We start from the raw sequence: 23002 nt of genomic DNA on the forward strand, positions 1-23002 counted from the left end.
TCATCCTTCAAATTCAAATGTCATTCGACGTGGAGACGGGGGACGGTCGACTTCTTCCGGCTCTTCCACCTGAACCACTGAAACCGGCTGTGGCACGGGATCGGGGTCAACTGGCACGACCTCTGGTTCAGAGAGCGTATCAGTTTCGATTTCGTTTTCTTCCGTTTCTTGCGCGTCGGCGGCCAGCGCTTCGACATGCGCCAGCATGCCTTTTCCAACTTGATAGGCGGTTTGGATGTTTTCGATCACGCAGGCCGCATCGGTATAGTCCTCGCCGTAATCGACCAGCCCGTCGACATTGGCTAGAACAGGGTTCAACCGCCACAGCCGACGCAGGGCGCGGCGCTGCAGGCGATCAGGCACTGCCTTGGACATAAAGCCCGAAACATCATCGCCGGGTCCGAGGGTATCCGGATCGGGAAGGTTGAATTCGGCCAAAATCTCGGCGTCACTCTTTTCTTCAAGTTCGGTGTGATGTGCTGCGATCACCCGTTCTTCGAGGGCCATCGCCTCGGCTTCAGCTTCGGCCTGAACGGCTGCCTTCCGGCGCGACCAGAAATCACGCCGCTCTGTCATTGCAGCACCCGTCTCGGCGAGCGGTACACGTCCGATGCCTGCCGGATACGTGCATCACCTTTGCCGTCTTCAACCAGATCCGTCCGCTTCTTGTCGCGACGGCGCTTGACGAACACTTCGTGCTGGTGATGTTTCAGGGTGAAATCCCGCACCCAGGCGATCAGCCCTTCGGTCATTGGGATTTTCTCGACAATTTCTTCGCCGGTATCTGCGTAATCCTGCCCCTGGAACGGAGAAGCGGTGATCAGAACTGCATTCAGCGGCGTGTCGCCCTTCAGCTCATTCCGCAGTACAAGATAGATCGAGGGCTGCCCGTCCGACAGGTTGACCAGATAGGCTTCGGTCTCGTCCGCCCAAAGAGTCAGAGGAAGGGTGGCAGCGTGGTATTCGACCGCCTCGCCTTCGCGGCGCAGTTCCTGCCAATCGGCTGGCCCTGCACCAGGCAACACGGCGACCGCGCGCCAGTTCCAGCGGGCCCAACGCGTGACCCCGGGTGTTTTGCGCACAATGACGCCAACCGGCATGTCGATCTGGCTTGCGGCCTTGGCCACTGGATCCTCCCCGAAAGGCTCTCCACTGCCTTTCCACGTCCACTATGGTACACAAAATAGCCACGTGCCAAGCCCGTGCGTTAATACTTTGGTCGTATTCCCGGTAGCGTCTTCGTGATCAAAGCCTGAGAAGGCTTTTGTTTTATGGGATTTTGCCGCGAAATTCTGCCCGGCGCCCTGCACGCTGCGCAGGGTTGAAGTTGCTTCATCGGGAATGCAGCCTAAAGTGCAGAGGATCGGGACTGCTTCCCGAGGGAGGGGACATGGGCACGAAACTTTTGCTCTGCGATTGCGCGGGAACTCAGGCGCTGGATCCGGACAGGATCGAAAGCGCCTGCGGAATTTCCTGTTCAAAGGTGCATACCGCGCTTTGTACAAAAGAACTGCAATCCGCTGCGGCCTTGATTCAAGAGGGCGATACCGTCATCGCCTGTCTGCAAGAACAAGAGGTGTTCCGGTCGCTTGCCGAAGATATGAATATCGAGACCCCCGGCTTTGTCGACCTGCGGGATCGCGCTGGGTGGTCCGATCAGGGCGCGGATGCGACGGCCAAAATGGCTGCCTTAGCCGCCGAAGCGTTCCTGCCGCAACCCGTGACGCCCAGCGTTGATGTCATCAGCGAAGGCACGTGTTTCATCATGGGTCCGGGCACCGTTGCCTTTGGACTGGCGGAAAGGTTGGCCCGGACACTGGCTGTAACCGTTCTGGTCACAGATCAGGCTGAGCCGGACTCTCGGGCCTTCGACGTCATTCGGGGACAGTTGCGGTCTGTTTCGGGTGCTCTGGGTGGGTTTTCTTTGCGTCTGGACAATGTGCAGCAAGTGGTTCCCGCAGGCAGGGGTGCTTTCAATTGGACGGAACCAAGAGATGGGGCGCAATCGGCCTGCGATATCATTGTTGATCTGACGGGGGGCACGCCCTTTGTGCAGGCCCCGGCCAAGCGCGAGGGGTACTTGCGGGCTGATCCCAAGGATGCGGTTTCTGTAGAAAGTCTGGCTTTCGACGCCGCCCAACTGGTCGGAACATTCGAAAAACCCCTGTACGTGCGACTGGAAGAAACACTTTGCGCCCATTCGCGGGCGGAACAGGTCGGGTGCTCAAACTGTCTGGATATCTGCCCAACCGGTGCAATCACGCCCTCGGGCGAGCATGTAGCGATTGATCCGATGGTCTGCGCCGGGTGTGGTGAATGCGCGGCGGTCTGCCCGTCGACGGCGATAACCTATGAAGATCCACCTGTTTCGGCCTTGTTGTCACGGATGCACACTCTGGCGCGCACGTACCGAAGGGCAGGCGGTATCGCACCCCGGTTGCTTGTGCACGACGCCCACGGGGCCGAAATGATAAGGCTTGCAGCAAGGTTCGGGCGGGGATTGCCTTCGGATGTTATCCCGCTGGAATTGAAAGTGATATCCGGGTTCGGTCATTCGGAAATGCTGGCCTCACTGGCTCATGGATTTGCGCGTGTGGATGTGCTGCTGGCACCGACGACCGAGCGGGATGCGCTGGATCGCGAACTTGAACTGGCACGTGCCATAGCCAGTTCGGATGGGATCGGGCTGATTGAGGAGGTGGACCCTGATGCGATGGCAGACTTGCTGTATGCGCAAAATGTCCCCGAACCGTTGGCAGATCCGGTCTTGCCACTTGGCAACCGCCGACAAATCGCGCGACTGGCCGCACAGGCCCTGAATCCGCAGGCCAAAGCCCCGCTGCCATTGCCTGAAGGTGCGCCTTACGGTGCCGTTGCAGTGAATACTGACAGTTGCACGCTCTGTCTTAGTTGTGTGTCTCTGTGCCCGTCCGGGGCTTTGATGGATAACCCTGACAAGCCCCAGCTGAACTTTCAGCAGGATGCGTGCCTGCAATGCGGAATGTGCAAGACGATCTGCCCCGAAGATGCGATCACCTTGGTACCACAAATGGACCTGAGCGATGCTGCCTTGTCTCAGCAGGTCCTGAACGAGGAGGAACCATTTGCCTGCGTCGAATGCGGGGCTTTGTTTGGGGTGAAATCAACCGTTGAACGGATCATGGAAAAGCTTTCGGGCACGCACCCGATGTTTGCCTCAACGGAACAGGCGCGGATGATCCAGATGTGTGACAATTGCCGGGTGAATGCTCATTTCCAGCAGCAGGACAATCCGTTCCAGTCAAAACCAAAGCCTCGGGTCGTTACCACCGAGGATTACTATTCGGATAGAAAGGATCACTGAAGCTTTAGCGGCGAGCCCAGATCTGCGGCGTCAATGCGCGAAACAAATGCCAGGATGGCTTCAAGATCGTCCAACGTCATCTTGACCGGGTGAATTGGGGATGGTCGCTCGGGATCAAAGGGGGGTGTCAACCCGTCGATCTGCGTGAATGCGGGGTGGGGATTGAGGGCAAAGAACGCCTCGAACCGTTCCGACCAATCCGGCATCGCGCGCAGAACCGCGAAAGAGGGGGTTGAGCCAAGCCCGCTCATCCGGTTTCGGGGGCCAATCACATGACATCGACCACAATGGGTCATAGATAGTTCTTCGCCCAGCACGGTGTTGCCATCCAGGGTATCGTCCGACTGGGTGAATGTGGGATCAAAGCCGGTGCTGAACGGTTCACCCACCGCAGGAAGAAAACCTTCGACAGTGCGCTTGCCGATATCTGATTGCAGCCAGTCGCGAAACCGGATTTGACGATTATCACCTTCGATCCGCAGGTGATAGACCACTCCACTACGGGCAAAGACAGGATCACCGGGCGGCGCGGTTTCCAGCACCATGGCACCGGCATCATCTGCGACAACGCGTATCCCGGTCTTGAGAGAGAAGCGAGGAAGGATATGTTGCAACAGACCGGAGTCTTTAACCTCTGCCGGAGCCGCAAGGCCAATCGCCTCCTGCGACAAGGAGGGGGTGGCGGTGAGCGTCAGGCTCAGGCACAACAAGACAAGGCGCATGGTTTAGCCTAACTATGAAGGCTGCGATGCGTCAAATGAACAGAAAGAGACGGAGACACATGCAATGAGCGGCGACCAATACATGTCGACACGCACGCCCCTGTCGGCGGGGCACACCAAGGAGAGAACAGCATGAGTGTTCGTGACGCGGTTCTGGCGAACCTGAAAAAGATCACCGATCCGGTTTCGGGTCAGGACATTGTCAGCGCGGGCATCGTGCGCGCGCTGAATGTTGAGGGCGACACGGTTCGCTTTGTTCTTGAGATTGATCCGAAGCATGCCGACAAGATGGAACCTGTGCGCGCAACAGCTGAGAAGGCTGCGCAGATGGTTGAGGGCGTTGCAAATGTATCGGCCCTGATGACTGCGCATTCCGATAAGGCGCCGCCGGATTTGAAGCCGAAACCCAAACCATCCCAAACTGGACCGCAGGCCGTTCCCGGTGTTGACCGGATCCTCGCGGTTGCTTCTGGCAAGGGGGGGGTGGGCAAATCCACCGTGTCGGCCAATCTGGCCTGTGCACTGGCCGCAGAAGGGCGGCGCGTGGGTCTGCTGGACGCGGATGTTTACGGGCCGTCGCAGCCTCGGATGTTAGGCGTCTCGGGCCGCCCGGCCAGCCCCGATGGCAAGACGATCCTACCGCTGCGCAACCACGGCGTCACCATGATGTCGATGGGGTTGATGACCAACGAAGGGCAGGCGGTTGTCTGGCGCGGGCCGATGCTGATGGGGGCGCTGCAACAGATGATGAGCCAGGTGCAATGGGGTGCCCTGGACGTGCTGATCGTCGACCTGCCGCCCGGCACCGGTGACGTGCAACTGACGCTAAGCCAGAAATTCAAGGTGGACGGCGCTATTGTCGTCTCGACGCCGCAGGACGTGGCGCTGATTGATGCCCGCAAGGGGATCGACATGTTCAATCAGCTCAAGACACCTATTGTTGGGATGATCGAAAACATGTCCACGCATATCTGTTCGAACTGTGGGCACGAAGAACATGTTTTCGGTCATGGTGGTGTCAAGTCTGAGGCCGAGGCGATGGGCGTGCCGCTGCTGGGTGAAATCCCGTTGCATCTGGACATTCGTGTAGCCGCAGACGGGGGCGCGCCAATTGTGGTCAGCAAGCCAGACAGTCCTCAGGCCGAGGCTTTCCGCAAGATCGCCCGCGACATGATCACCAAAGGCACCGCATGAGCCAACCGGTCTTTCCCCCTTTGTTGACGGGTCACCCGGTTCAGGGTGGGGAAGACCCGTTTGAACGGGCCCAGGCTATGGCGGCTTTGGGCTGCGATGCGGGGGCGGTTGTTTATAACATTCAGGCCGATTACCTGCGTGTCGCGATCGTATTTGCGCCCGAGGTGCCACTGCGGGACGCGATGGCGATGCTGCCGCTTTGTGCTGTCGGGTTTCAGAATGCGCTGGGCGCTCTGGCCCCGCCTGAAGTGGCGGTGCATCTGGAATGGGACGGTGTGATCTGTGTGAATGGCGCGAAATGCGGTGTGTTCCGCGTTTCGGCATCCGGGGAAAACGCGGAAGAAGAACCGGATTGGCTGATTGTCGGCTGGGAGCTCGCATTGATGCAAACCAGCACCGCGCCCGGCGAGACACCGGATGTCACAGCCCTTTATGATGAAGGCTGCGCCGAGGTGTCGGCCACGCAACTGGTCGAAAGCTGGTCACGCCATATGCTGACCTGGCTCAACCGCTGGCAGGAGGATGGCAACGCGCCGCTGCATGCCGAATGGATGGGCCTGCTGCGTGGGGTAGGTGAGCCACGGGTCGATGGCGGTGTATTCCTTGGAGCGGATGAGCGGTTCGGAATGCTGATCCGCGACGGGGTCAACACCCGTTTGCGCCCGTTGACGGAATTATTGGAGAACGGACGATGAAACTGGCCCGCGCCATCCATTTCGATGAAAGCGACATGAACGTGTTTCATTCTCCGGCACGTACGGGCGAATGGTGCGTTTCGGGCGGGTTCGAGTTTTCGAACTGGAGCGGCGCGGATCTGGAAGGTAAGGCGCGTCAGGCTTTTGCGAATGGCTGGCTGGGGCTGGAAACCTTTGGCCGGGTGACATTTGTGGCGGTAACCCAGATCGAAGCCGCTGAAAGGGATCAGGTCACCCGCAACTTGGCAGAACACTTCGTGCAGTATTATGGAGCGCCCTCGGTCGAAGCCGCATTAGGCGTGGCACAGGCTGAGATTGATCACATGTCAGATCTGTGTGAAGACCATGCCGCCAACACGCTGCTGACCGTCGCCAGAGAATTATCTGAGACAGGAGTGCACGAATCCTTTCGTGTGATCACTCCGCAAGACGCACAGCTAGAGGTGCTGGCGGTGCATGGGTCTCTGGACGACTAGAAAGGGTCTACAAACCCGCCGAACTGACCGCGCTTGAAGATCAGACCCTTGCCAGTGCGGTACATGACCTGATCCACATGACCGACAATGATCAGATGATCTCCGGCCTCGTGCCGGGCATGCAAACGGCAGTCAAACCGAGCCAGGCAATTGGCCAGCTGCGGGCGATCAGCCTCGTCTGTCGTCCACTCGGCATGGGTGAAATCCACACCGTCGCGTGCAAATCTTAGCGCCTGATCCTGTTGATCCTGAGCCATGACGTGGATCGAGTAATGCGTGCAGGTGCTGAACGTATCGAAGCGGTTTGACTCTCTGGCCAGGCACCACAGCACCAGCGGCGGGTCCAGGGACACCGACGCAAACGAGTTTACGGTGATTGCACGTGGGCCGTCTTCGGTTTGCGCAGTGATCACGGTGACACCCGTTCCGAAACATCCCAGAGCCTCACGAAAGGCGTGGCTTTGATCCGGGGTTGGTGTGAAAATCTTTTCCGTCATATCGCGCGCGTGTTCCTTGGCCGCGCATCAGGTGCCATGCGTGGCCCGGATTGTCCACGAAAAGCTGAACGGCGTTTGCAAATTTCGGTGTTAATTCAGGTCTTCCAGCAGACGCCCGTGTTTGCGGGTCTGGACGATGACTTCGCCAAAGGTGTTCAGCCCGCGCGCTTGCAGGATGGGCAGCATCTTGACCAGCGCCTCGGCTGTTGCCACCGCGTCGCCCAATGCCGTATGACGTAGCGCCTCGGGGATAGTGATGTCCAGCCGTTCACACAGCGCGTCCAGTGTATGTGTATCGCTGGCGCCGAACAAAACGGCCGACAACAGCACAGTGTCGAGTATCGGATGATCCCATTCGACTTCCATACGCTTGGCATGGCGGCGAAGGAACGCCATGTCGAACGGCGCGTTATGGGCCACAATCACCGCATCGCGTGAGAATTGGTGAAACACACGTCCGGCTTTGACAATATCCGGTGCGCCCTGAACCATGTGATCACTGATCTTGTGCACGCGGGTCGAGGCAGCAGGGATCGGAATGCCCGGATCTACAAGCATGTCCAGATGCTCGCCCGCGACGATCTTGCCTTTCACAACGCGGACCGCGCCGATCTGAACGATCTCATCCTTGTGTGGCAGCAAGCCGGTTGTTTCCGTGTCGAAGACCACAAAACATAGATCCAGCAAAGAGCGGTTTTCAAACGCGCCGTCACCCGGCGTGTCCAGCAATTCGAAATCATAGACCAGCGGGCGGGCCTCATCTGGCGACATACGGGCAACGCTGTCTTCGAACACCAGCATGTAACCGGGTGCGTCACCCAATGGCTTCATTCGGGCCGAATAGGTTTGTCGGCCGTCCACGCTGGTCAGGGTGCAGAAAACATCCTTACCTGATTTGCACAACTTTCCATACGCGTCCGTCAGCCCCGTCGATTCGATATACTCGAAGAGCGAGGCGTTCAGGCGGGGATGCGCGATCTGGGCCAGCACCTCGGCCGCCTGACCGTCATACAAAACGATCTGGTGTTTTGGACTGGCCAGCAACATGGCGACCGGGATCTCGGTCAGAAGGGCAGTAAGGCGCTGTTTTTCCGCCGCCAGATGAGCGGTTTCAGCAGCCACCGCCTCGGCTGTGTGCATGGCATTTGCGGCAAGTTGCTCGGCCAGGCCAGCTGCAGCAGGGGCCAGATCTCCCAAATACCGCGCGGCCTGCATGTCCAGGTCCGTGCTGACACCGGCATGAGCGCGGGCCCGCAGTTGCGCTGAAAGCCGTTCGATCGGCTTGGCGACATTGTCGTCAAACAACAGCCAGACACCGGCGATCAAAGCCAGCAATCCAAACCCGATCAGAACCTCGGCAAAGATGAAGTCATCAAACAGGTCAGGTTGTGCGGCCCGGGCATAGGTGATCCACAGGGCGGCGGAACTGATTGATATCCCGCCGAGCGCGAGCAGGCAGAAAAACAGAAATATCCTGAGCCGCAGGCTTAACCCTGTGAGCATTGTCAAACCCCGCAGGTGGCGTCGATGATGGGGTCGGCAGGCCCGGCAGATATCCAGTCTGCATTCAGCAGACGTCCGTCATCGGAAAACTCAGCACCGTCCGCAAGGTTGGCGCGACGATTCTCGGCACAGTTTACGGCCACGGGCAGTTTTGAAACCGGAGCCCAGCGACCGAAGAAATAAAGATCGACAAGTCGTTGGTCGGGAACGTTTTCGTTTGTTCGCACCGACACGGTGTCGATAGCGGCAAAGCGGTCGACGAAGGGCACGGCATAGGTCCACGGGCGGTAGAGGGCGCGGCTTTCAACCTCTTGCACGATTGCCATTTCCTCGGGAAGCTGTTCGCGCGTACGGTCGTACCAGGAATACTCGCTGGATATGGTCACAGCGATCATCCCCAAACCCGCCGCGACCGGAGTAACCCATTTCGGCAACCGCCCTCCGGTCAGCTTGTTCAGCACAAGAACGATACCCGCAAAAGCGAAGCCCGCAAAAACAGTGCCGATCAATTCCAGAAACATCGTGTCTCTCCGTTCTTCAGATGCATGTCAGCCCAGCATTCCCTTGCCGTGGCCGACCGCTGATTGCATGGTTTTTACCACAACGAAGGCGTCACGAAGATGACTTCGCTCAAAGTCCGAAAGATCGGAAGGTGGCAGATAATTGTCTGGTTTCTTGCCCGATTTGACCAGCTGGACCTGATGTTCAAGCCGGGTTTCGGCGATCAGATCATAGGCGTCCAGCAAATCGCGTGCGCCCGACGCGCTGAGAACGCCATTGGCCTCGCCAGCCTTCAGACGGGCGCGCGTATTGGCCTCGGGCAGTTCGCCTTGCAGGGCGTAGATTCGCGCCAGATCCACGACCGGAACAACACCATTGTGTTTCATATCCAGCGTGTTGCGGTGCTCGCCCGACCGGATGGTCGCAAAACCACGCAGCAATCCCAGCGGCGGCGTGTGTTTCAACGAGTTCGAGATCATATGTGCGACGAAGATCGAATTGGACCTGGCCGCCGCCAATGTGTCGGCCTGCAGGTCGGCGAACAGGTCGAACGTGCCGCCTATCGGGCGCAAGTCAAACATGACCGAGGCCAGCATCTGCGCTTCGGGGTTCGGTTTGGCGATCCATCCCTTGAAATAGTCGCGCCAGACACGCACCGGCTGACACCAGCGCGGATTGGTCGCCATCATGTCGCCGGGACAATAGAAATAGCCACAGGTATCCAGCCCGTCCGACACGAACCTGGACAGCATTACAAAGTACTCCATATCCGCATCGGTTAGGCTGTCATCCAGCATCAGGCAGTTGTCCTGATCCGACACGCCTGTCTGCTCCTGCCGCCCTTGCGAGCCGCATGCCAGCCACAGATACGGCACAGGGGGCGGGCCCAGTTTCTGTTCAGCAAGGGCCAGAAGGCGCCGGGTAACCGTGTCAGCAACGTCGGTGATCAGGCGCGTGACGATTTCGTGCCGGTTCCCTCCTGCAACCAGTTGTACCAGCAGCTGTGGGATTTCCGCCGTTACCCGCGCCATATCTTCGGCGGTATTTGCCTGGGCGATGCGTCGCACCAGTTCGGCCGAGTTCACGGCCTGGTAATGTGTCAGGTCGGTTTGTGTGACGATACCGACCAGCCGACCGCCCTCTGAAATCGGGACGTGGCCGATGCCGCGTTCCATCATGATGTGCAACACGTCTGAGCCGATGTCACCGGGTGACAGGGTGACGGGGTTCGCGGTCATGATCTCGGAAACCGGTGTGGACGGAGGCAGGCCGTCCGCAACATATTTGCCTGAGATATCCCGGAGCGTCGCGATGCCCTGCAACGTGTCGCCGTCTGTGATGCATAGTGACGAGATGTGTTTGTCGCGCATGATCTGCGCCGCTTTCTGAACAGGCGTATCCGCGGGGCAGGTAGCCGGGTTATGTGCCATCAGAATATCAATGGAACTGGTCGCAAGGCTTTGCGGGCCGCTTCTGTCGCCGCGTGTGCGGTTGAAGAACTTGGCGACCACATCGTGACCGTCGATCAACTCGCGCACCAGATCCGGTGGCAAAACAATCAGGACCGACGGAGTGTGCGCACGCGCCTTGGTGGCTGCCTTGCCGTCTTTCAGCAGTCCGCGCTCTCCAAAAGAATTGCGCAAGCCTAGTTGAGAGACAACTGCACCATTCTCATCGGTGATTTCAACCTGTCCTTCATAGATCACGAATACGCCGGGAAGCGCATGACCCAGTTCATAGACCGAGGTGTCTTCCTCTACTTCCCAGACCTCGATCTGTTTTACGATCTGATCCAGGGCTTCAGCCGGTAACGCGTCATAGGGATGAACGGATTTCAGAAACCGGGCGATTTCATCGTGGGACAGGGGCATCTGATGTCTCCGGTGTTCTGGTGAAAAAATCCCGCCCAGTGGTATGCCGGGCGGGAGTAGTGGATCGAAAGACGCGGTCGAAGGCAAGAGCCAACGACCGCATCATGCTCACTTGTTCTGAGCTGCACCCGCACCACGGGGAATGCGAACGCTTTCGACCAGTTCCTTGATCTCCGGCGGAGTTTCCTTGGTCATGCCAGCCACAACATAGGCGACAGCAAAGTTGACCATGGCACCGACAGCGCCGAACGAGGTCGACTGGATCGGACCCAACAACGGATCGGCATCGGTGAACGAGTTGGTGTCCGGAATAAACATCCAACCCTTGTGCAGGAAGATGTAGACCAGGGTAACGACCAGACCTGCCAGCATACCTGCAACAGCACCGGTGTTGTTGATGCGGGTCGAGAAGATCCCCATCATCAGTGCCGGGAAGATCGAGGCTGCCGCCAGACCAAAGGCCAGAGCAACAGTCTGTGCTGCAAAGCCCGGAGGATTCAGACCCAACCAGGTCGCTACAGCAATCGCCACAGCCATCGCAATCCGTGCCGACAGAAGCTCGCCTTTTTCCGAAATCTGCGGGTTGATTGCGCCCTTGATCAGGTCGTGGGACACGGCCGACGAAATCGCCAGCAGCAAGCCCGCAGCAGTCGACAGAGCAGCCGCAAGACCACCGGCAGCGACCAGACCGATTACCCAACCGGGCAGGTTGGCAATCTCGGGGTTGGCCAGAACCAGGATATCGCGGTTGAACTTGGTCAGCTCGTTACCGACCCAGCCTTTTTGTTCCGCAATCGCCTGCATCGATTCAGATTTGTCATTGTAGTACTGAATCTTGCCGTCGCCGTTCTTGTCCTCCCAATCCAGCAGGCCGGTTTTCTGCCATGTGGCCATCCAGTCGTACCGTGCATCATTGTCGATCTGTTCGACTGTAACGGCACCACCTTCGATGCCACCATTGGGCCACATCATGTCGGTGATGTTCAGACGGGCCATTGCGCCAACAGCCGGAGCGGTCAGATACAGCAGCGCGATGAAGACCAACGCCCAGCCAGCCGACCAACGTGCGTCAGACACTTTGGGGACGGTGAAGAAGCGCATGATAACGTGCGGCAGACCGGCGGTACCGATCATCAGCGACAGGGTGAACAGCACCATATTCAGCGTGTTGGAGTGATGGGCCGTGTATTCGTTGAAGCCCAGCTCTGTTACGATGCCGTCCAGTTTGGTCAGTAGCGGTACACCGCTTGCAGTGTCGCCAAACAGACCCAGCGCCGGAATCGGAGTGCCAGTCAGCTGTAGCGAGATAAAGATGGCAGGGATGGTGTAGGCGGTGATCAGCACGCAGTACTGAGCGACCTGTGTATAGGTCACGCCCTTCATCCCTCCGAACACCGCGTAGGCAAACACAACGCCTGCACCGATCAACAGCCCGGTGGTGTTCGACACTTCCAAGAAGCGGCCAAAGGCAACCCCAACACCGGTCATCTGACCGATAACGTAGGTCACCGATGCGACAATCAGACAGATCACCGCAACGATGCGCGCTGTCTGGCTGTAGAAACGGTCGCCGATGAATTCCGATACGGTGAACTTGCCGAATTTGCGCAGGTACGGCGCAAGCAGCAGGGCCAACAGCACGTAGCCACCCGTCCACCCCATCAGGAAGGTCGAGTTGTCATAGCCGGTAAAGGCAATCAGGCCCGCCATCGAGATGAACGAGGCCGCAGACATCCAGTCCGCCGCTGTTGCCATACCGTTGGTGACCGGGTGTACGCCGCGACCGGCGGCGTAGAACTCTGATGTGGAACCCGCGCGGGCCCAAATCGCAATGCCGATGTACAGCGCGAAGGATGCGCCGACAAACAGCAGGTTGATGGTAAACTGATCCATTATCCCCGCTCTCCCTTACTCTTCATCCACGCCGTGTTCGGCGTCTAGCTTGTTCATGCGCCAGGCGTAGTTGAAGATCAGCACCAGAAAGACCAGGATCGATCCTTGCTGAGCGAACCAAAAGCCCAGATCAGTACCACCGACGGCGATGCCCGACAGCAGCGGACGCAGCAGGATGCCGAATCCAAATGACACCAGCGCCCAGATCACGAGGCTGATGTAGATGAGGCGCAGGTTGGCCTGCCAATAGCCCTTGTCGGCTTCGGCTGCCTGCGCGGAGTTTGTAGATTGATCCGCCATTGCGGGTTCCTCCTTCGCTTCCTCGTTTGGCGGCCCGGTGCTCAACTCCTCCAGTGCGTCGGTCCGCTTCTCGACAATGCCCAACACCGTATGGTGCCAGGTAAAACTTCACCAGTCCGCCAAAGCGGTCTTTTGAAGTATTCTTTTTAGGATCAAAGCCTTGTGGCTTATCTCCTCCCCTTAACTCATGGTGTCGCTCACGATCCCTTCGAGATCGCAAGCGATATCTTCGATCCTGCCCATGGCATTGATGCGTTTCAGAACACCGTGACCGTCGTAATAGGTGATCAGCGGCGCGGTCTGTGCATGATAAGCCGCTAGGCGCGAAGCCACGGTTTCAGCGTTGTCATCCGCGCGGCGCTTGAATTCGGTGCTGCCGCACTTGTCGCACTTTCCGTCTTCGGCTGGCTTCTTGAACTGGTCGTGGTACCCTTCGCCGCAGCCCGCGCAGGTGTAGCGGCCCGAAATGCGGATCACCATTTCGGCATCTTCCACTTCCAGGCTGATTGCTGCGTTGATCTTCTGGTCATTGGACGCCAGCAGACCATCCAGCGCCTCTGCCTGAACCGTTGTGCGGGGGAACCCATCCAGAATGACGCCCTTGGCGCAATCTGATTGCGCCATACGGTCGCGCAGGATCGCAATGACGATCTCGTCACTGACCAGATCACCGGCTTCCATCACGGCTTTGGCGGCTTTGCCTGCGTCCGTGCCTGCTGCAACGGCTTCGCGCAGCAGGTCACCCGTGCTGAGTTGAACAAGCCCGAATTTCTCTTCCAGCATCCGGGCCTGCGTGCCCTTCCCGGCGCCCGGAGGGCCGAGAAGGATGAGTACTGCGGGAGTGGTGATCGTGGCGGCGTCCATCACATCCTCACTTGCTTGCGCGGTTTTCGATCAGGTCTTCGACCACCGACGGATCGGCCAGTGTCGAGGTGTCACCCAGCGAACCAAAATCATTTTCGGCGATCTTGCGCAGGATGCGGCGCATGATCTTACCGGAACGTGTTTTGGGCAGGCCCGGGGCCCATTGGATCACATCGGGGCTGGCAATCGGTCCGATTTCGGTCCGGACCCAGGTGCGCAACTCCTTACGGAGCTCTTCGCTTGGTTCACGGTCATTCATCAAAGTGACATAGCAATAGATGCCTTGCCCCTTGATTTCATGGGGATACCCAACAACCGCAGCTTCTGCTACGGCGGCGTGTGCAACCAGAGCGCTTTCCACCTCGGCCGTTCCCATGCGGTGGCCAGACACGTTGATCACATCGTCCACGCGGCCGGTGATCCAGTAGTCGCCATCTTCATCGCGACGACAGCCATCACCAGTGAAGTAGTAGCCTTTGTAATCCGAAAAATAGGTCTTTTCGAACCGCTCATGATCGCCCCAGACAGTGCGCATCTGGCCGGGCCAGCTGTCTTTGATGCAGAGCACACCCTCGACACCATTACCTTCGATCTCGACGCCGGACTGCGGGTCCAACACCACCGGTTCGATGCCAAAGAACGGTTTCATTGCCGATCCGGGCTTCATTGCATGGGCGCCGGGCAGGGGGGTCATCAGGTGACCGCCGGTTTCAGTTTGCCACCATGTATCCACGATGGGACATTTGCCCTTGCCGACGACTTCGTTGTACCAATTCCAGGCTTCGGGGTTGATCGGTTCACCCACGGTTCCCAGAGTGCGCAGATCGCTGAGGTCGCATTTCTCGACAAACTCTTTGCCCTGACCCATCAGGGCGCGGATCGCTGTGGGCGCGGTGTAAAACTGGTTCACCTTGTGTTTTTCGCAGACTTGCCAGAAACGCGACGCGTCGGGGAAGGTTGGAACGCCTTCGAACATTAGCGTTGTCGCACCATTGGCCAGCGGGCCATAGACAATATAGCTGTGGCCGGTCACCCAGCCCACATCTGCCGTACACCAGTACACGTCGCCTTCGTGGTAATCGAAGGTGATCTCATGCGTCATTGCGGCGTAAACAAGATAGCCGCCGGTCGTGTGAACAACGCCTTTTGGCTGACCTGTCGAGCCGGAGGTGTAGAGGATGAACAGCGGATCTTCGGCGCTCATTTCGGCTGGTGCGCAGTAGTCGTCCGCCTCAAGGGCCATTTCGTTGTAGTCAAAGTCACGACCGTCAATCCAGGTGGTCTGGCCACCGGTGCGTTTGACGACAAGGCACTTGACCGTATCCTTGCAGTGCAGCAGTGCCGCGTCAGCATTGGATTTCAGCGGCGTCTTACGACCACCGCGCGGAGCCTCGTCCGCGGTGATGACAACCTTGGCGTCACAGCCGTTGATCCGGGCTGCCAGAGCGTCCGGCGAGAAGCCTGCAAAAACAATAGAGTGAATTGCGCCGATCCGCGCGCAGGCCAGCATGGCATAAGCGGCCTCGGGGATCATAGGCAGATAAATGACGACGCGGTCGCCTTTGCGCACACCCATAGATTCAAGGATGTTGGCCATGCGGCAGGTGCGGCGGTGCAGTTCTGCGTAAGAGATATGCTGAGCCGGATCATTTGGATCGTCCGGTTCCCAGATGATTGCCGTTTGATCACCGCGGGTTTTCAGGTGGCGATCCAAACAGTTGGCCGAGACATTCAAGGTGCCATCGGCATACCAGTTTATTTTAACCGAACCGAAATCGTAGTTAACGTCTTTGACCTGGGTGAAGGGTTTGATCCAGTCAACGCGCTTGCCTTGCTCGCCCCAGAATGCGTCGGGGTCACTGATCGAAGCGGCGTACATGCCGGCATATTTTTCGGCATCAACATGCGCACGGGCGACGGTTTCTGCGGATGGCGGATAGGTCTTGGCATCTGCCTGGGCAGCGGTGGTCATTTTTGAGGCTCCTCCCTCTGGACTGGATTACGTTGGGACATTTTTTGCCACTTGGTCCGGCAATGTCGATCCCGTTCCTCCCCAAGGTCGAATATTACCGAGTTCTGAAAATAAATAAATAAATTGCCGGAATCCCTGAATTTATTTGTAAAGAAATTTCTAACCACGGCCACATCCAGTAAAGAAAACGCGTAAATTTTGTAAAAATCTTTTTAAAGTAAATGGATAGGTGTAACACATGTCCTGCTTGCATTGCTTGACACAAGCGGGGGTCAGTCCACGAACACCTGGTTTTCCTGCATGCGCAATCCAAGCGGGAACTTCTTCTGATACCAGCGGAAAGCCAAGGCAGGGTTGGCACAGTAGAATGTTGGCGCTAGCTTGATCCTCAAGCGCCTCGGGAGGAGGCGCAGCAATGGGAGATCAAATGATGAAAAAGATGTTGAGCGGCGCGGCCGTCGCCGCCCTGAGCTTTGCTTTTGTCGGTGAAGCCTTTGCAACTGAATGGAACGCATCAGTCTGGGGCAAACGTCGTGCCTTCACCGAGCATGTTGAAAAACTGGCCGAGCTTGTCAGCGAAAAAACCGGCGGTGAATTCACCATCAATGTCAGCTATGGCGGACTATCCAAGCCGCGCGAGAACTTGGACGGTATTGAAATCGGCGCCTTCGAGATGGCTCAGTTCTGCGCAGGTTACCACCGCGACAAAAACCGCGCGATTACTGTACTGGAGCTGCCCTTCCTTGGCGTGAACAACCTGCAGGAGGAGGTGGCGATAAGCCATGCGGTATATGACCATCCCGCAGTCAAAGATGAGATGGCCCAATGGAACGCCCGCATCATCATGACCTCGCCGATGCCGCAGTATAACTTGGTCGGTACCGGCGAGCCACGCGATGAACTGGCCGATTTTGACGGAATGCGGGTCCGTGCAACTGGCGGTTTGGGGCAAGCCTTTGAGGCGGTCGGAGGTGTTCCGACATCGGTCCCCGCAACCGAAGCGTTCAACGCCATGGAATCAGGTGTCGTCGACACTGTAGCCTTTGCCCAGCACGCACATCTGTCTTTCGGGACGATCAACGAAGCCGACTGGTGGACGGCAAACCTGAACCCAGGAACGGTAAACTGCCCAGTTGTGGTCAACATTGACGCCTATGAGGCCCTGCCAGCCGCGCATCGCGAAGCGCTGGACAACTCGATTGATGAGGCGATTGACCATTACCTGACAAATTACGACGGATTGCTCGAGCAATGGGACAGTGTTCTGCAAGAAAAGGGTGTCCAGAAAGTCATGATCGATGATGCCGTGATCGCAGAATTCCGCACCAAGGCAGCCGACCCGATCCGTGAAAAGTGGATCGCGGAAATGACGGAACAGGGACTGCCAGCGCAGGATCTTTATGATCTCGTTCAGGCGACGCTGACCCAACAGCGCGGCGGCAACTGATCCTAAACCCGGGTGCCCAACGGGCACCCGGTACACAAATATTGGGGAACACCGGAATGGCAGGACAGGCCACAGTGCTGGTGGACGGAAGCCGTCTGAGCCAGCTGGATCAGAAGTTGTTGAAACTGGAGCGTTTTCTGGCGCTCATCAGCGGTTTCGCAGTATTTGGCTTGATGGTGCTGGCCGTTATTTCGGTCAGTGGGCGCAATGCCCTGAATGCCCCATTGCCAGGATATGTTGACTGGATCGAACAGGCGATGCCACTGATCGCATTTCTGGGCATTTCATATGTTCAGCGCGATGGCGGCCACATCCGCATGGACATCGTTCTATCGCGCCTTCACGGCAGGGGGTTGTGGCTGTTCGAACTGGTCTCGGTGGTTTTGATCCTGCTTCTGATGCTTGCACTGGTTTGGGGCAGTTGGTCTCACTTCGACCGCTCCTTTGACTTGGGCGCACCATTGTGGAGCCGCGACAGTTCCATTGATATCGGAATTCCATTGTGGCCCGCGAAACTACTGGCCCCCATCGCGTTTTCCGTACTGTGCCTGCGGCTTGCTTTGCAGGCTTGGGGCTATGGCCGCGCATTATGGCTGGGACTGGAAGCTCCGGTGGCCGTTCCGTTGATACAGGACGCGGCAGCACAAGCAGCGGCTGAGGCCGAACAGTTCGAAGGGCAGGACTGATTTATGGACACGATTGAAATTGGCCTCTGGGTCACGGGCGGGCTTCTGGTCTTTGTCGTGGTCGGCATGCGCGTGGCGTTCGCTGCGGGCTTGGCCGGGCTTATCGGGCTGGTTTGGATTTTTTGGGCCAAGTTTGGGTATGATCCTGCGCGGTTTGGAAAGGCGCTGACAGTTGCGGTCAAAACCGCCGGGCAAGTGCCGCATTCCAAAGTTGCCTCTCACACCCTCAGCCTGATCCCGACCTTTATCCTGATCGGGTATCTGGCCTATTACGCAGGGCTCACGCGGGCGTTGTTTGAAGCTGCCAAACGCTGGGTCGCCTGGGTTCCTGGAGGGTTGGCGGTTTCAACTGTTTTTGCCACCGCCGGTTTCGCCGCGGTTTCGGGTGCCTCGGTCGCCACCTCTGCCGTCTTTGCCCGCATCGCGATCCCGGAAATGCTAAAGGTCGGCTACAACAAACGCTTTGCTGCTGGTGTGGTGGCCGCCGGAGGAACGCTGGCCTCGTTGATCCCACCATCGGCCATACTGGTGATCTACGCGATCATCGTCGAGCAGGATGTCGGGAAGCTACTTCTGGCGGGGTTCATTCCGGGTGCTTTTTCAGCGATCATCTATGCCGTGCTGATTGTCGGGATCGCTGTGATCTTTAAGTCCGTCGGTCCTCCGGTCACAGGCTTTACATGGAAACAGCGCTTTTCGGCCCTTCCCGGAGCCATTCCTATTGTCGCCGTCATCCTGATCATCATCTGCTTTGTCTATAACCCGTTTGGTGAAAAAGCGTGGGGCACACCGACGGAAGGCGGTGCAATCGGCGCCTTCATCGTCTTCTGCTTCGCCCTGTTCCACGGGATGCGGTGGAGTGAATTCAAATCCGCGCTGCTGGAAACGGCCAAGCTTACCGCGATGATCTTTTCGATCATCTGGGGCGTTCTGATCTATGTGCGGTTTCTAGGATTTGCAGACCTTCCCGGCGCCTTTTCTGACTGGATAACCGGGCTCGAGATGTCGCCCATGTTGATCCTGATCTGTATTCTTCTTGCCTACGCCGTGTTGGGCATGTTCATGGATGCGATTGGAATGCTGCTCTTGACCTTACCTGTTGTTTATCCCGCGGTTATGGCGCTGAACGGTGGTGAATCTGTCAGTGCCGCAGACAGTGCGTTTGGCATGTCCGGCCCGATGTGCGCGATCTGGTTCGGAATTCTGGTAGTCAAAATGGCCGAATTCTGCCTGATTACACCGCCAATTGGATTGAATTGCTTTGTCGTCGCCGGGGTGCGTCCGGACTTGAGTGTTCAGGATGTCTTCAGAGGTGTGACGCCGTTTTTCGTGGCCGACGCCCTGACCATAGCAATGCTTGTGGCGTTCCCTGGTATTGTACTCTACCTGCCATCGCTTGCGGGTTAGGTGGGATGCGAGGCTCTGCCTCGCGCTCCGGGATATTTAAAGCCAGATGAAGAACGGATCCCCTGCTTCATCTGGCCAATAAATATCCCGGGGGAGGCGCCCGGCACGGGCGACGGGGGCAGAGCCCCCTTAGGTGCGCCTAACCGGCCCGCATCAGCATTCCGAACAGGTCGCGCGGATCGTCCGGGTCTGCCAGCATGTCCAGAGGTTCAAAGAATGCGGTGCCTTCGATCGCCTGCTTGACATAACGCAGGGCTGAGAAATCTTCAATCGCGAAGCCAACGCTGTCGAACAGGGTGATTTGGCGGTTGTCTGTGCGCCCTTTGGCAGCACCGGTCATGACCTGCCACATCTCGGTCACGGGATGATCAGCATCCAGCGCCTGAATCTCGCCCTCGATCCGGGTTTGCTCGGGATATTCGACGAAAATGTCTGAGCGCAGCAAGATGTCGCGATGCAATTCTGTCTTGCCGGGGCAATCGCCACCGATGGCGTTGATGTGGACGCCGGGACCGACCATGTTGTCGGTGAGGATGGTGGCGTTTTTCTTGTCTGCCGTGCAGGTGGTGATGATCTGAGCGCCTTCAATAGCATCTTCCGGCGTCTTGCATGGGACGACCGTCAGGCCCTTGCCTTGTAGGTTTGCGGCGCATTTCGCTGTTGCACCGGGATCGATATCGTAAAGCCGCACAGTGTCGATCCCGCACATTGCCTTGAAAGCGAGGCATTGGAACTCGGACTGCGCCCCATTGCCGATCATGGCCATGGTTGTGGCATTCTTCGGGGCAAGATAGCGTCCGACCAGAGCCGACGTTGCCGCCGTGCGCAACGCCGTCAGCATCGTCATTTCGGTCAGCAGAGTGGGATATCCGGTGTAAACATCCGCCAGCAATCCGAATGCGGTCACAGTTTGCAGACCCTCGGAGGTGTTTTTGGGATGACCGTTCACGTATTTGAACCCATATGCCTCACCATCCGAGGTGGGCATCAGTTCAATCACACCGTGCGGAGAATGCGCCGGGATACGCGGGGTCTTGTCAAAGCTTTCCCACCGTTTGAAATCGGATTCGATTTGATCGGCGATCTGAACGATCATCTGTTCGACGCCAATGTGGTGGATCAAACGCATCATGTTGTCGACGGACACAAAAGGCACGAGTGCCTTGTCAGAAGGTTGCATCGTACTCTCCTATCGGCGGGCAAGGTGGACGCCTGCAATCATGCAGCGTACTGACCCACCAGCAGTTTCGATTGTTGGGACGGACAGTGGCAAAGGCGTTGCACTGGCTTGGATTATTTTGATTTGATCAGGGGTGAGGGCGCCTAACGCTCGGCTCGACAATGCCAGCACCAATCCATCGCGTCCCTTCAACTCAATTGCATTCCCCGCAAATTCGGCGATTTGGTCATGAGTCAGATCAATCACGGTTCGACCGGATTCCTCTAACCGATTGCGAATGGTCAAGCGACGGTCGGGGTCCGATATCATGTCGAGGCAGATTAACGCGTAATGAGTGCCGATCCCCATCAATACGTTGGTATGATAAACGTCCCTGCCTTTTGCGTCGCGGGCCTGAAAGGCAATTGGTTCATAGTTGAAATGAGTGCAGAACCGCTCCAGCAAGACCGGGTCGGCGCGATTGGAGGTGACTGTATACGCGATGCGGGCAATGTGGTCCAACACCATCGCACCTGTCCCTTCCAGCGCAAGGTTGTCTTGTTCCAGCCCGGAATAGTCTATGACATCCTGCACGCGATACTCATGTTTGAGCAGTTCGATGACATCGGTTCGCCGCTCGCGTCGGCGAGACGGCACGAACATCGGGTAAACTGCTATGTGACCACCAGGATGTGTGGAAAACCAATTGTTTGGGAAAACGCTGTCGGGTGTGTCGAGATCGCCAAAATCATCAAAAACGTGAACAGTGATTCCTGTGTCGCGCAGGCGTTGAACTGCCTGGTCATGTTCATCTCTCGCAGCTTCCGACGTGGCTGCGGCCGACGTGATACTCAGCGTTTGAAACGCATTGTCATCGCGTGTTTCCGGGTTGGAGGCAAAGGCATGTGGCCGGATCATTACTGCTGCAGACGGTGCTTGTAGCGATAGCATCAGAAACTCCGGGTGGGGCGGTCAAAGACGCGACGGCCCATAAGTGAGGCGGCCAGATCGACCATCAGTTTTGCAGTGCGGCCACGTTCATCCAGAAACGGGTTCAGTTCGACAAGATCCAGCGAACTGACCAGTCCGCTTTCATGCAGCAGTTCCATGACCAGATGAGCCTCGCGCTCGGTCGCACCGCCGGGAACAGTGGTGCCGACGGCAGGGGCGATGGCCGGGTCCAGGAAATCAACATCCAACGAAACGTGGAGAAGGGCGTTTTCAACTTTGACGCGGTCCAGAAACGCCAGCAACGGGGCCTTGATCCCATGTTCGTCAATGCTGCGCATGTCGGCCAGCATGGCCCGGTTTTGTTCCAGCGCCGAACGTTCTGCCGGGTCGACAGAGCGTAGGCCGATCATGCCGACGCGGTCCGTTGGCACGATGGCAGGTAAGGAAGGAAATGCCTCGAACCCCGGCCTTCCTGTAAAATAGGCGACGGGTGTGCCATGCAGGTTGCCGCTGTCTGTGCTGTCGGGGGTGTGAAAGTCACTATGGGCATCCAGCCACAGAACGAACAGCGGGCGGTCAATCTTTGCAGCATAAGCGGCCATCCCGGTCACGGTTCCCATGGACAACGCGTGATCGCCGCCCATGAAGATCGGAATGCCCCGATCAGCCGCTTTTAGCGCGACCTTGCTCAGCGCTTGCGTCCAACCGATGCATTCGGGCAGCGCGAACAGGTGCGGATGTTCGGGCAAGCCGGTTTCTTCAGGTTGCACGTCGCCCCAATCGCAAACGGAGTGACCAAGATCGGTCAAGGCCTGATCCAGCCCGGCCACGCGATATGCGTCAGGACCCATTCGGCAACCCTGACGCCGTTTTCCGGCGTCCATCGGCGCGCCGACTAAAATGATGTTATTGCGTTCCATGTGGTCCATTTAGGCCGTCACTGTGTCTTGCGTGAAGAGCGCAAAATGCTCAAAATGGTTCAGGAAACTCCTTAGTGAGAAAGTGATATGGACGAATTGGATAGTCGTCTGCTGGGCGCATTGCAGCGTGACGCGCGCGCCAGCCTGTCAGAGCTGTCGGAAACGCTGGGCGTAACCCGCACTACGGTGCGCAGCCGTTTGCAACGGCTCAAGCAATCTGGTGAGATCGTCGGTTTTACTGTGTTGACGCGTCGGGATCTGGCACAAAGCCCTGTGCGTGGGCTGATGATGCTAGAAATCGAGGGGCGCGGTACCGAGCGCGTGATGTCCCGGATCGGGGCTATGCGGCAGGTCACGGCGGTCCATTCGACCAACGGCAGTTGGGATTTGATTGCCGAAATCAGTACGGAAACTCTGGCCGAGCTGGACGAGGTTCTGTTTCATATTCGCAGGATCGACGGCGTTACACGTTCGGAAACGAACCTGCTGCTGTCAACGCGCAAGGGGCGGCTCTAGTGCTTTGAGATAAATGCGAATTGTGCCAGAGTTCGTGAGTAGACAGGGTGCGGCTTACCCTTAGGTAGGCCGCTTGCTGATTAAG

Annotated in this window: 22 protein-coding genes; 8 read left to right on the top strand and 14 right to left on the bottom strand. The window is 57.7% G+C overall.

The genetic code is table 11. From position 1 onward, the window contains the following. Nucleotides 1-576, bottom strand: coding sequence for a DUF3306 domain-containing protein (locus tag AC2FNC_RS10015; protein ID WP_496715210.1), 576 nt, complete (start codon nucleotides 574-576; stop codon nucleotides 1-3). Further along, a complete protein-coding gene (locus AC2FNC_RS10020; protein WP_480476678.1) occupies nucleotides 573-1127 on the bottom strand; it encodes a DUF3305 domain-containing protein in 555 nt (184 codons plus the stop codon). Before AC2FNC_RS10020 ends, AC2FNC_RS10015 begins: the two co-directional genes overlap by 4 nt. Nucleotides 1128-1390: 263 nt before the next feature. Here AC2FNC_RS10020 and AC2FNC_RS10025 point away from each other — a divergent pair, with 263 nt between their 5' ends. Then, on the top strand, nucleotides 1391-3343 hold the full coding sequence (locus AC2FNC_RS10025; RefSeq protein WP_496715212.1) for a 4Fe-4S binding protein: 1953 nt from the start codon (nucleotides 1391-1393) through the stop codon (nucleotides 3341-3343). Here the strand turns inward: AC2FNC_RS10025 and AC2FNC_RS10030 are convergent. Beyond that, nucleotides 3337-4065: a hypothetical protein gene (locus tag AC2FNC_RS10030; RefSeq protein WP_496715214.1), complete on the bottom strand. Its 729-nt coding sequence runs from the start codon at nucleotides 4063-4065 to the stop codon at nucleotides 3337-3339. The genes AC2FNC_RS10025 and AC2FNC_RS10030 overlap by 7 nt on opposite strands. A gap of 132 nt (nucleotides 4066-4197) precedes the next feature. Here AC2FNC_RS10030 and AC2FNC_RS10035 point away from each other — a divergent pair, with 132 nt between their 5' ends. Genes AC2FNC_RS10035 through AC2FNC_RS10045 form a run of 3 tightly spaced genes read left to right on the top strand, consistent with a single transcriptional unit; the run spans nucleotide 4198 to nucleotide 6430 of the window. Beyond that, entirely contained in the window at nucleotides 4198-5259 is a 1062-nt protein-coding gene (locus tag AC2FNC_RS10035; protein WP_480553290.1) for an Mrp/NBP35 family ATP-binding protein, read from the top strand. Next, nucleotides 5256-5954 (top strand): biotin/lipoate--protein ligase family protein, encoded by a 699-nt coding sequence (locus tag AC2FNC_RS10040; RefSeq protein WP_480476686.1) that lies wholly within the window; start codon nucleotides 5256-5258, stop codon nucleotides 5952-5954. The genes AC2FNC_RS10035 and AC2FNC_RS10040 overlap by 4 nt, the downstream gene beginning before the upstream one ends. Next, nucleotides 5951-6430, top strand: coding sequence for a DUF6505 family protein (locus AC2FNC_RS10045; RefSeq protein WP_480493367.1), 480 nt, complete (start codon nucleotides 5951-5953; stop codon nucleotides 6428-6430). Before AC2FNC_RS10040 ends, AC2FNC_RS10045 begins: the two co-directional genes overlap by 4 nt. Here AC2FNC_RS10045 and AC2FNC_RS10050 read toward each other — a convergent pair. The 8 genes from AC2FNC_RS10050 to acs form a co-directional block, all read right to left on the bottom strand. After that, nucleotides 6427-6927 carry a flavin reductase family protein gene (locus tag AC2FNC_RS10050; RefSeq protein WP_480476690.1) on the bottom strand — a complete coding sequence of 167 codons (501 nt, stop codon included), beginning with the start codon at nucleotides 6925-6927 and terminating at the stop codon, nucleotides 6427-6429. The two genes, AC2FNC_RS10045 and AC2FNC_RS10050, sit on opposite strands and share 4 nt — an antisense overlap. A gap of 90 nt (nucleotides 6928-7017) precedes the next feature. Further along, the gene (locus AC2FNC_RS10055; RefSeq protein WP_480553291.1) at nucleotides 7018-8430 is read right to left on the bottom strand and encodes a 3'-5' exonuclease; all 1413 of its coding nucleotides are present in this window, start codon (nucleotides 8428-8430) and stop codon (nucleotides 7018-7020) included. Nucleotides 8431-8432: 2 nt separating this feature from the next. Continuing rightward, nucleotides 8433-8951 (bottom strand): hypothetical protein, encoded by a 519-nt coding sequence (locus AC2FNC_RS10060; protein ID WP_480516730.1) that lies wholly within the window; start codon nucleotides 8949-8951, stop codon nucleotides 8433-8435. Nucleotides 8952-8978: 27 nt separating this feature from the next. Then, entirely contained in the window at nucleotides 8979-10802 is a 1824-nt protein-coding gene (locus AC2FNC_RS10065) for a DUF294 nucleotidyltransferase-like domain-containing protein (protein WP_496715216.1), read from the bottom strand. Between the two features lie 108 nt (nucleotides 10803-10910). Next, nucleotides 10911-12695: a sodium:solute symporter family protein gene (locus AC2FNC_RS10070; protein ID WP_480476698.1), complete on the bottom strand. Its 1785-nt coding sequence runs from the start codon at nucleotides 12693-12695 to the stop codon at nucleotides 10911-10913. A gap of 15 nt (nucleotides 12696-12710) precedes the next feature. Continuing rightward, nucleotides 12711-12995 (bottom strand): DUF4212 domain-containing protein, encoded by a 285-nt coding sequence (locus AC2FNC_RS10075; protein ID WP_209504901.1) that lies wholly within the window; start codon nucleotides 12993-12995, stop codon nucleotides 12711-12713. A gap of 180 nt (nucleotides 12996-13175) precedes the next feature. Then, entirely contained in the window at nucleotides 13176-13859 is a 684-nt protein-coding gene (locus AC2FNC_RS10080) for an adenylate kinase (RefSeq protein ID WP_496715219.1), read from the bottom strand. 7 nt (nucleotides 13860-13866) lie between these two features. Continuing rightward, nucleotides 13867-15831, bottom strand: coding sequence for an acetate--CoA ligase (gene acs / locus AC2FNC_RS10085; protein ID WP_480493360.1), 1965 nt, complete (start codon nucleotides 15829-15831; stop codon nucleotides 13867-13869). A gap of 430 nt (nucleotides 15832-16261) precedes the next feature. On the opposite strand from acs, the gene AC2FNC_RS10090 reads away from it, so the two are divergent. The 3 genes from AC2FNC_RS10090 to AC2FNC_RS10100 are packed head-to-tail and all read left to right on the top strand — an operon-like array spanning nucleotide 16262 to nucleotide 19371. Further along, nucleotides 16262-17278 carry a C4-dicarboxylate TRAP transporter substrate-binding protein gene (locus AC2FNC_RS10090; RefSeq protein ID WP_480553877.1) on the top strand — a complete coding sequence of 339 codons (1017 nt, stop codon included), beginning with the start codon at nucleotides 16262-16264 and terminating at the stop codon, nucleotides 17276-17278. Between the two features lie 56 nt (nucleotides 17279-17334). Beyond that, nucleotides 17335-17964 (top strand): TRAP transporter small permease subunit, encoded by a 630-nt coding sequence (locus AC2FNC_RS10095; protein WP_480472339.1) that lies wholly within the window; start codon nucleotides 17335-17337, stop codon nucleotides 17962-17964. Nucleotides 17965-17967: 3 nt separating this feature from the next. Next, on the top strand, nucleotides 17968-19371 hold the full coding sequence (locus tag AC2FNC_RS10100) for a TRAP transporter large permease (protein ID WP_480553294.1): 1404 nt from the start codon (nucleotides 17968-17970) through the stop codon (nucleotides 19369-19371). A gap of 139 nt (nucleotides 19372-19510) precedes the next feature. On the opposite strand, the gene ocd is transcribed toward AC2FNC_RS10100, so the two are convergent. Genes ocd through rocF form a run of 3 tightly spaced genes read right to left on the bottom strand, consistent with a single transcriptional unit; the run spans nucleotide 19511 to nucleotide 22401 of the window. Continuing rightward, nucleotides 19511-20551 (bottom strand): ornithine cyclodeaminase, encoded by a 1041-nt coding sequence (gene ocd / locus AC2FNC_RS10105; protein WP_480604273.1) that lies wholly within the window; start codon nucleotides 20549-20551, stop codon nucleotides 19511-19513. A gap of 9 nt (nucleotides 20552-20560) precedes the next feature. Then, a complete protein-coding gene (gene ctlX, locus AC2FNC_RS10110; protein WP_480472341.1) occupies nucleotides 20561-21481 on the bottom strand; it encodes a citrulline utilization hydrolase CtlX in 921 nt (306 codons plus the stop codon). Beyond that, a complete protein-coding gene (gene rocF / locus AC2FNC_RS10115) occupies nucleotides 21481-22401 on the bottom strand; it encodes an arginase (protein WP_480493559.1) in 921 nt (306 codons plus the stop codon). The genes ctlX and rocF overlap by 1 nt, the downstream gene beginning before the upstream one ends. Before the next feature lie 87 nt (nucleotides 22402-22488). Between rocF and AC2FNC_RS10120 the strand changes: the two genes are divergently transcribed. After that, nucleotides 22489-22917 carry an Lrp/AsnC family transcriptional regulator gene (locus AC2FNC_RS10120; RefSeq protein ID WP_480472343.1) on the top strand — a complete coding sequence of 143 codons (429 nt, stop codon included), beginning with the start codon at nucleotides 22489-22491 and terminating at the stop codon, nucleotides 22915-22917. The last annotated feature ends 85 nt before the right edge of the window (nucleotides 22918-23002 follow it).

Source organism: Ruegeria sp. BHSA123, assembly GCF_059613425.1.

Bases quoted from the DNA above. Each gene is read 5' to 3' on its own strand.
- AC2FNC_RS10015 (WP_496715210.1), bottom strand. From the start codon at position 576: ATGACAGAGCGGCGTGATTTCTGGTCGCGCCGGAAGGCAGCCGTTCAG.
- AC2FNC_RS10025 (WP_496715212.1), top strand. From the start codon at position 1,391: ATGGGCACGAAACTTTTGCTCTGCGATTGCGCGGGAACTCAGGCGCTG.
- AC2FNC_RS10030 (WP_496715214.1), bottom strand. From the start codon at position 4,065: ATGCGCCTTGTCTTGTTGTGCCTGAGCCTGACGCTCACCGCCACCCCC.
- AC2FNC_RS10035 (WP_480553290.1), top strand. From the start codon at position 4,198: ATGAGTGTTCGTGACGCGGTTCTGGCGAACCTGAAAAAGATCACCGAT.
- AC2FNC_RS10040 (WP_480476686.1), top strand. From the start codon at position 5,256: ATGAGCCAACCGGTCTTTCCCCCTTTGTTGACGGGTCACCCGGTTCAG.
- AC2FNC_RS10045 (WP_480493367.1), top strand. From the start codon at position 5,951: ATGAAACTGGCCCGCGCCATCCATTTCGATGAAAGCGACATGAACGTG.
- AC2FNC_RS10050 (WP_480476690.1), bottom strand. From the start codon at position 6,927: ATGACGGAAAAGATTTTCACACCAACCCCGGATCAAAGCCACGCCTTT.
- AC2FNC_RS10055 (WP_480553291.1), bottom strand. From the start codon at position 8,430: ATGCTCACAGGGTTAAGCCTGCGGCTCAGGATATTTCTGTTTTTCTGC.
- AC2FNC_RS10060 (WP_480516730.1), bottom strand. From the start codon at position 8,951: ATGTTTCTGGAATTGATCGGCACTGTTTTTGCGGGCTTCGCTTTTGCG.
- AC2FNC_RS10065 (WP_496715216.1), bottom strand. From the start codon at position 10,802: ATGCCCCTGTCCCACGATGAAATCGCCCGGTTTCTGAAATCCGTTCAT.
- AC2FNC_RS10070 (WP_480476698.1), bottom strand. From the start codon at position 12,695: ATGGATCAGTTTACCATCAACCTGCTGTTTGTCGGCGCATCCTTCGCG.
- AC2FNC_RS10075 (WP_209504901.1), bottom strand. From the start codon at position 12,995: ATGGCGGATCAATCTACAAACTCCGCGCAGGCAGCCGAAGCCGACAAG.
- AC2FNC_RS10080 (WP_496715219.1), bottom strand. From the start codon at position 13,859: ATGGACGCCGCCACGATCACCACTCCCGCAGTACTCATCCTTCTCGGC.
- acs (WP_480493360.1), bottom strand. From the start codon at position 15,831: ATGACCACCGCTGCCCAGGCAGATGCCAAGACCTATCCGCCATCCGCA.
- AC2FNC_RS10090 (WP_480553877.1), top strand. From the start codon at position 16,262: ATGAAAAAGATGTTGAGCGGCGCGGCCGTCGCCGCCCTGAGCTTTGCT.
- AC2FNC_RS10095 (WP_480472339.1), top strand. From the start codon at position 17,335: ATGGCAGGACAGGCCACAGTGCTGGTGGACGGAAGCCGTCTGAGCCAG.
- AC2FNC_RS10100 (WP_480553294.1), top strand. From the start codon at position 17,968: ATGGACACGATTGAAATTGGCCTCTGGGTCACGGGCGGGCTTCTGGTC.
- ocd (WP_480604273.1), bottom strand. From the start codon at position 20,551: ATGCAACCTTCTGACAAGGCACTCGTGCCTTTTGTGTCCGTCGACAAC.
- ctlX (WP_480472341.1), bottom strand. From the start codon at position 21,481: ATGCTATCGCTACAAGCACCGTCTGCAGCAGTAATGATCCGGCCACAT.
- rocF (WP_480493559.1), bottom strand. From the start codon at position 22,401: ATGGAACGCAATAACATCATTTTAGTCGGCGCGCCGATGGACGCCGGA.
- AC2FNC_RS10120 (WP_480472343.1), top strand. From the start codon at position 22,489: ATGGACGAATTGGATAGTCGTCTGCTGGGCGCATTGCAGCGTGACGCG.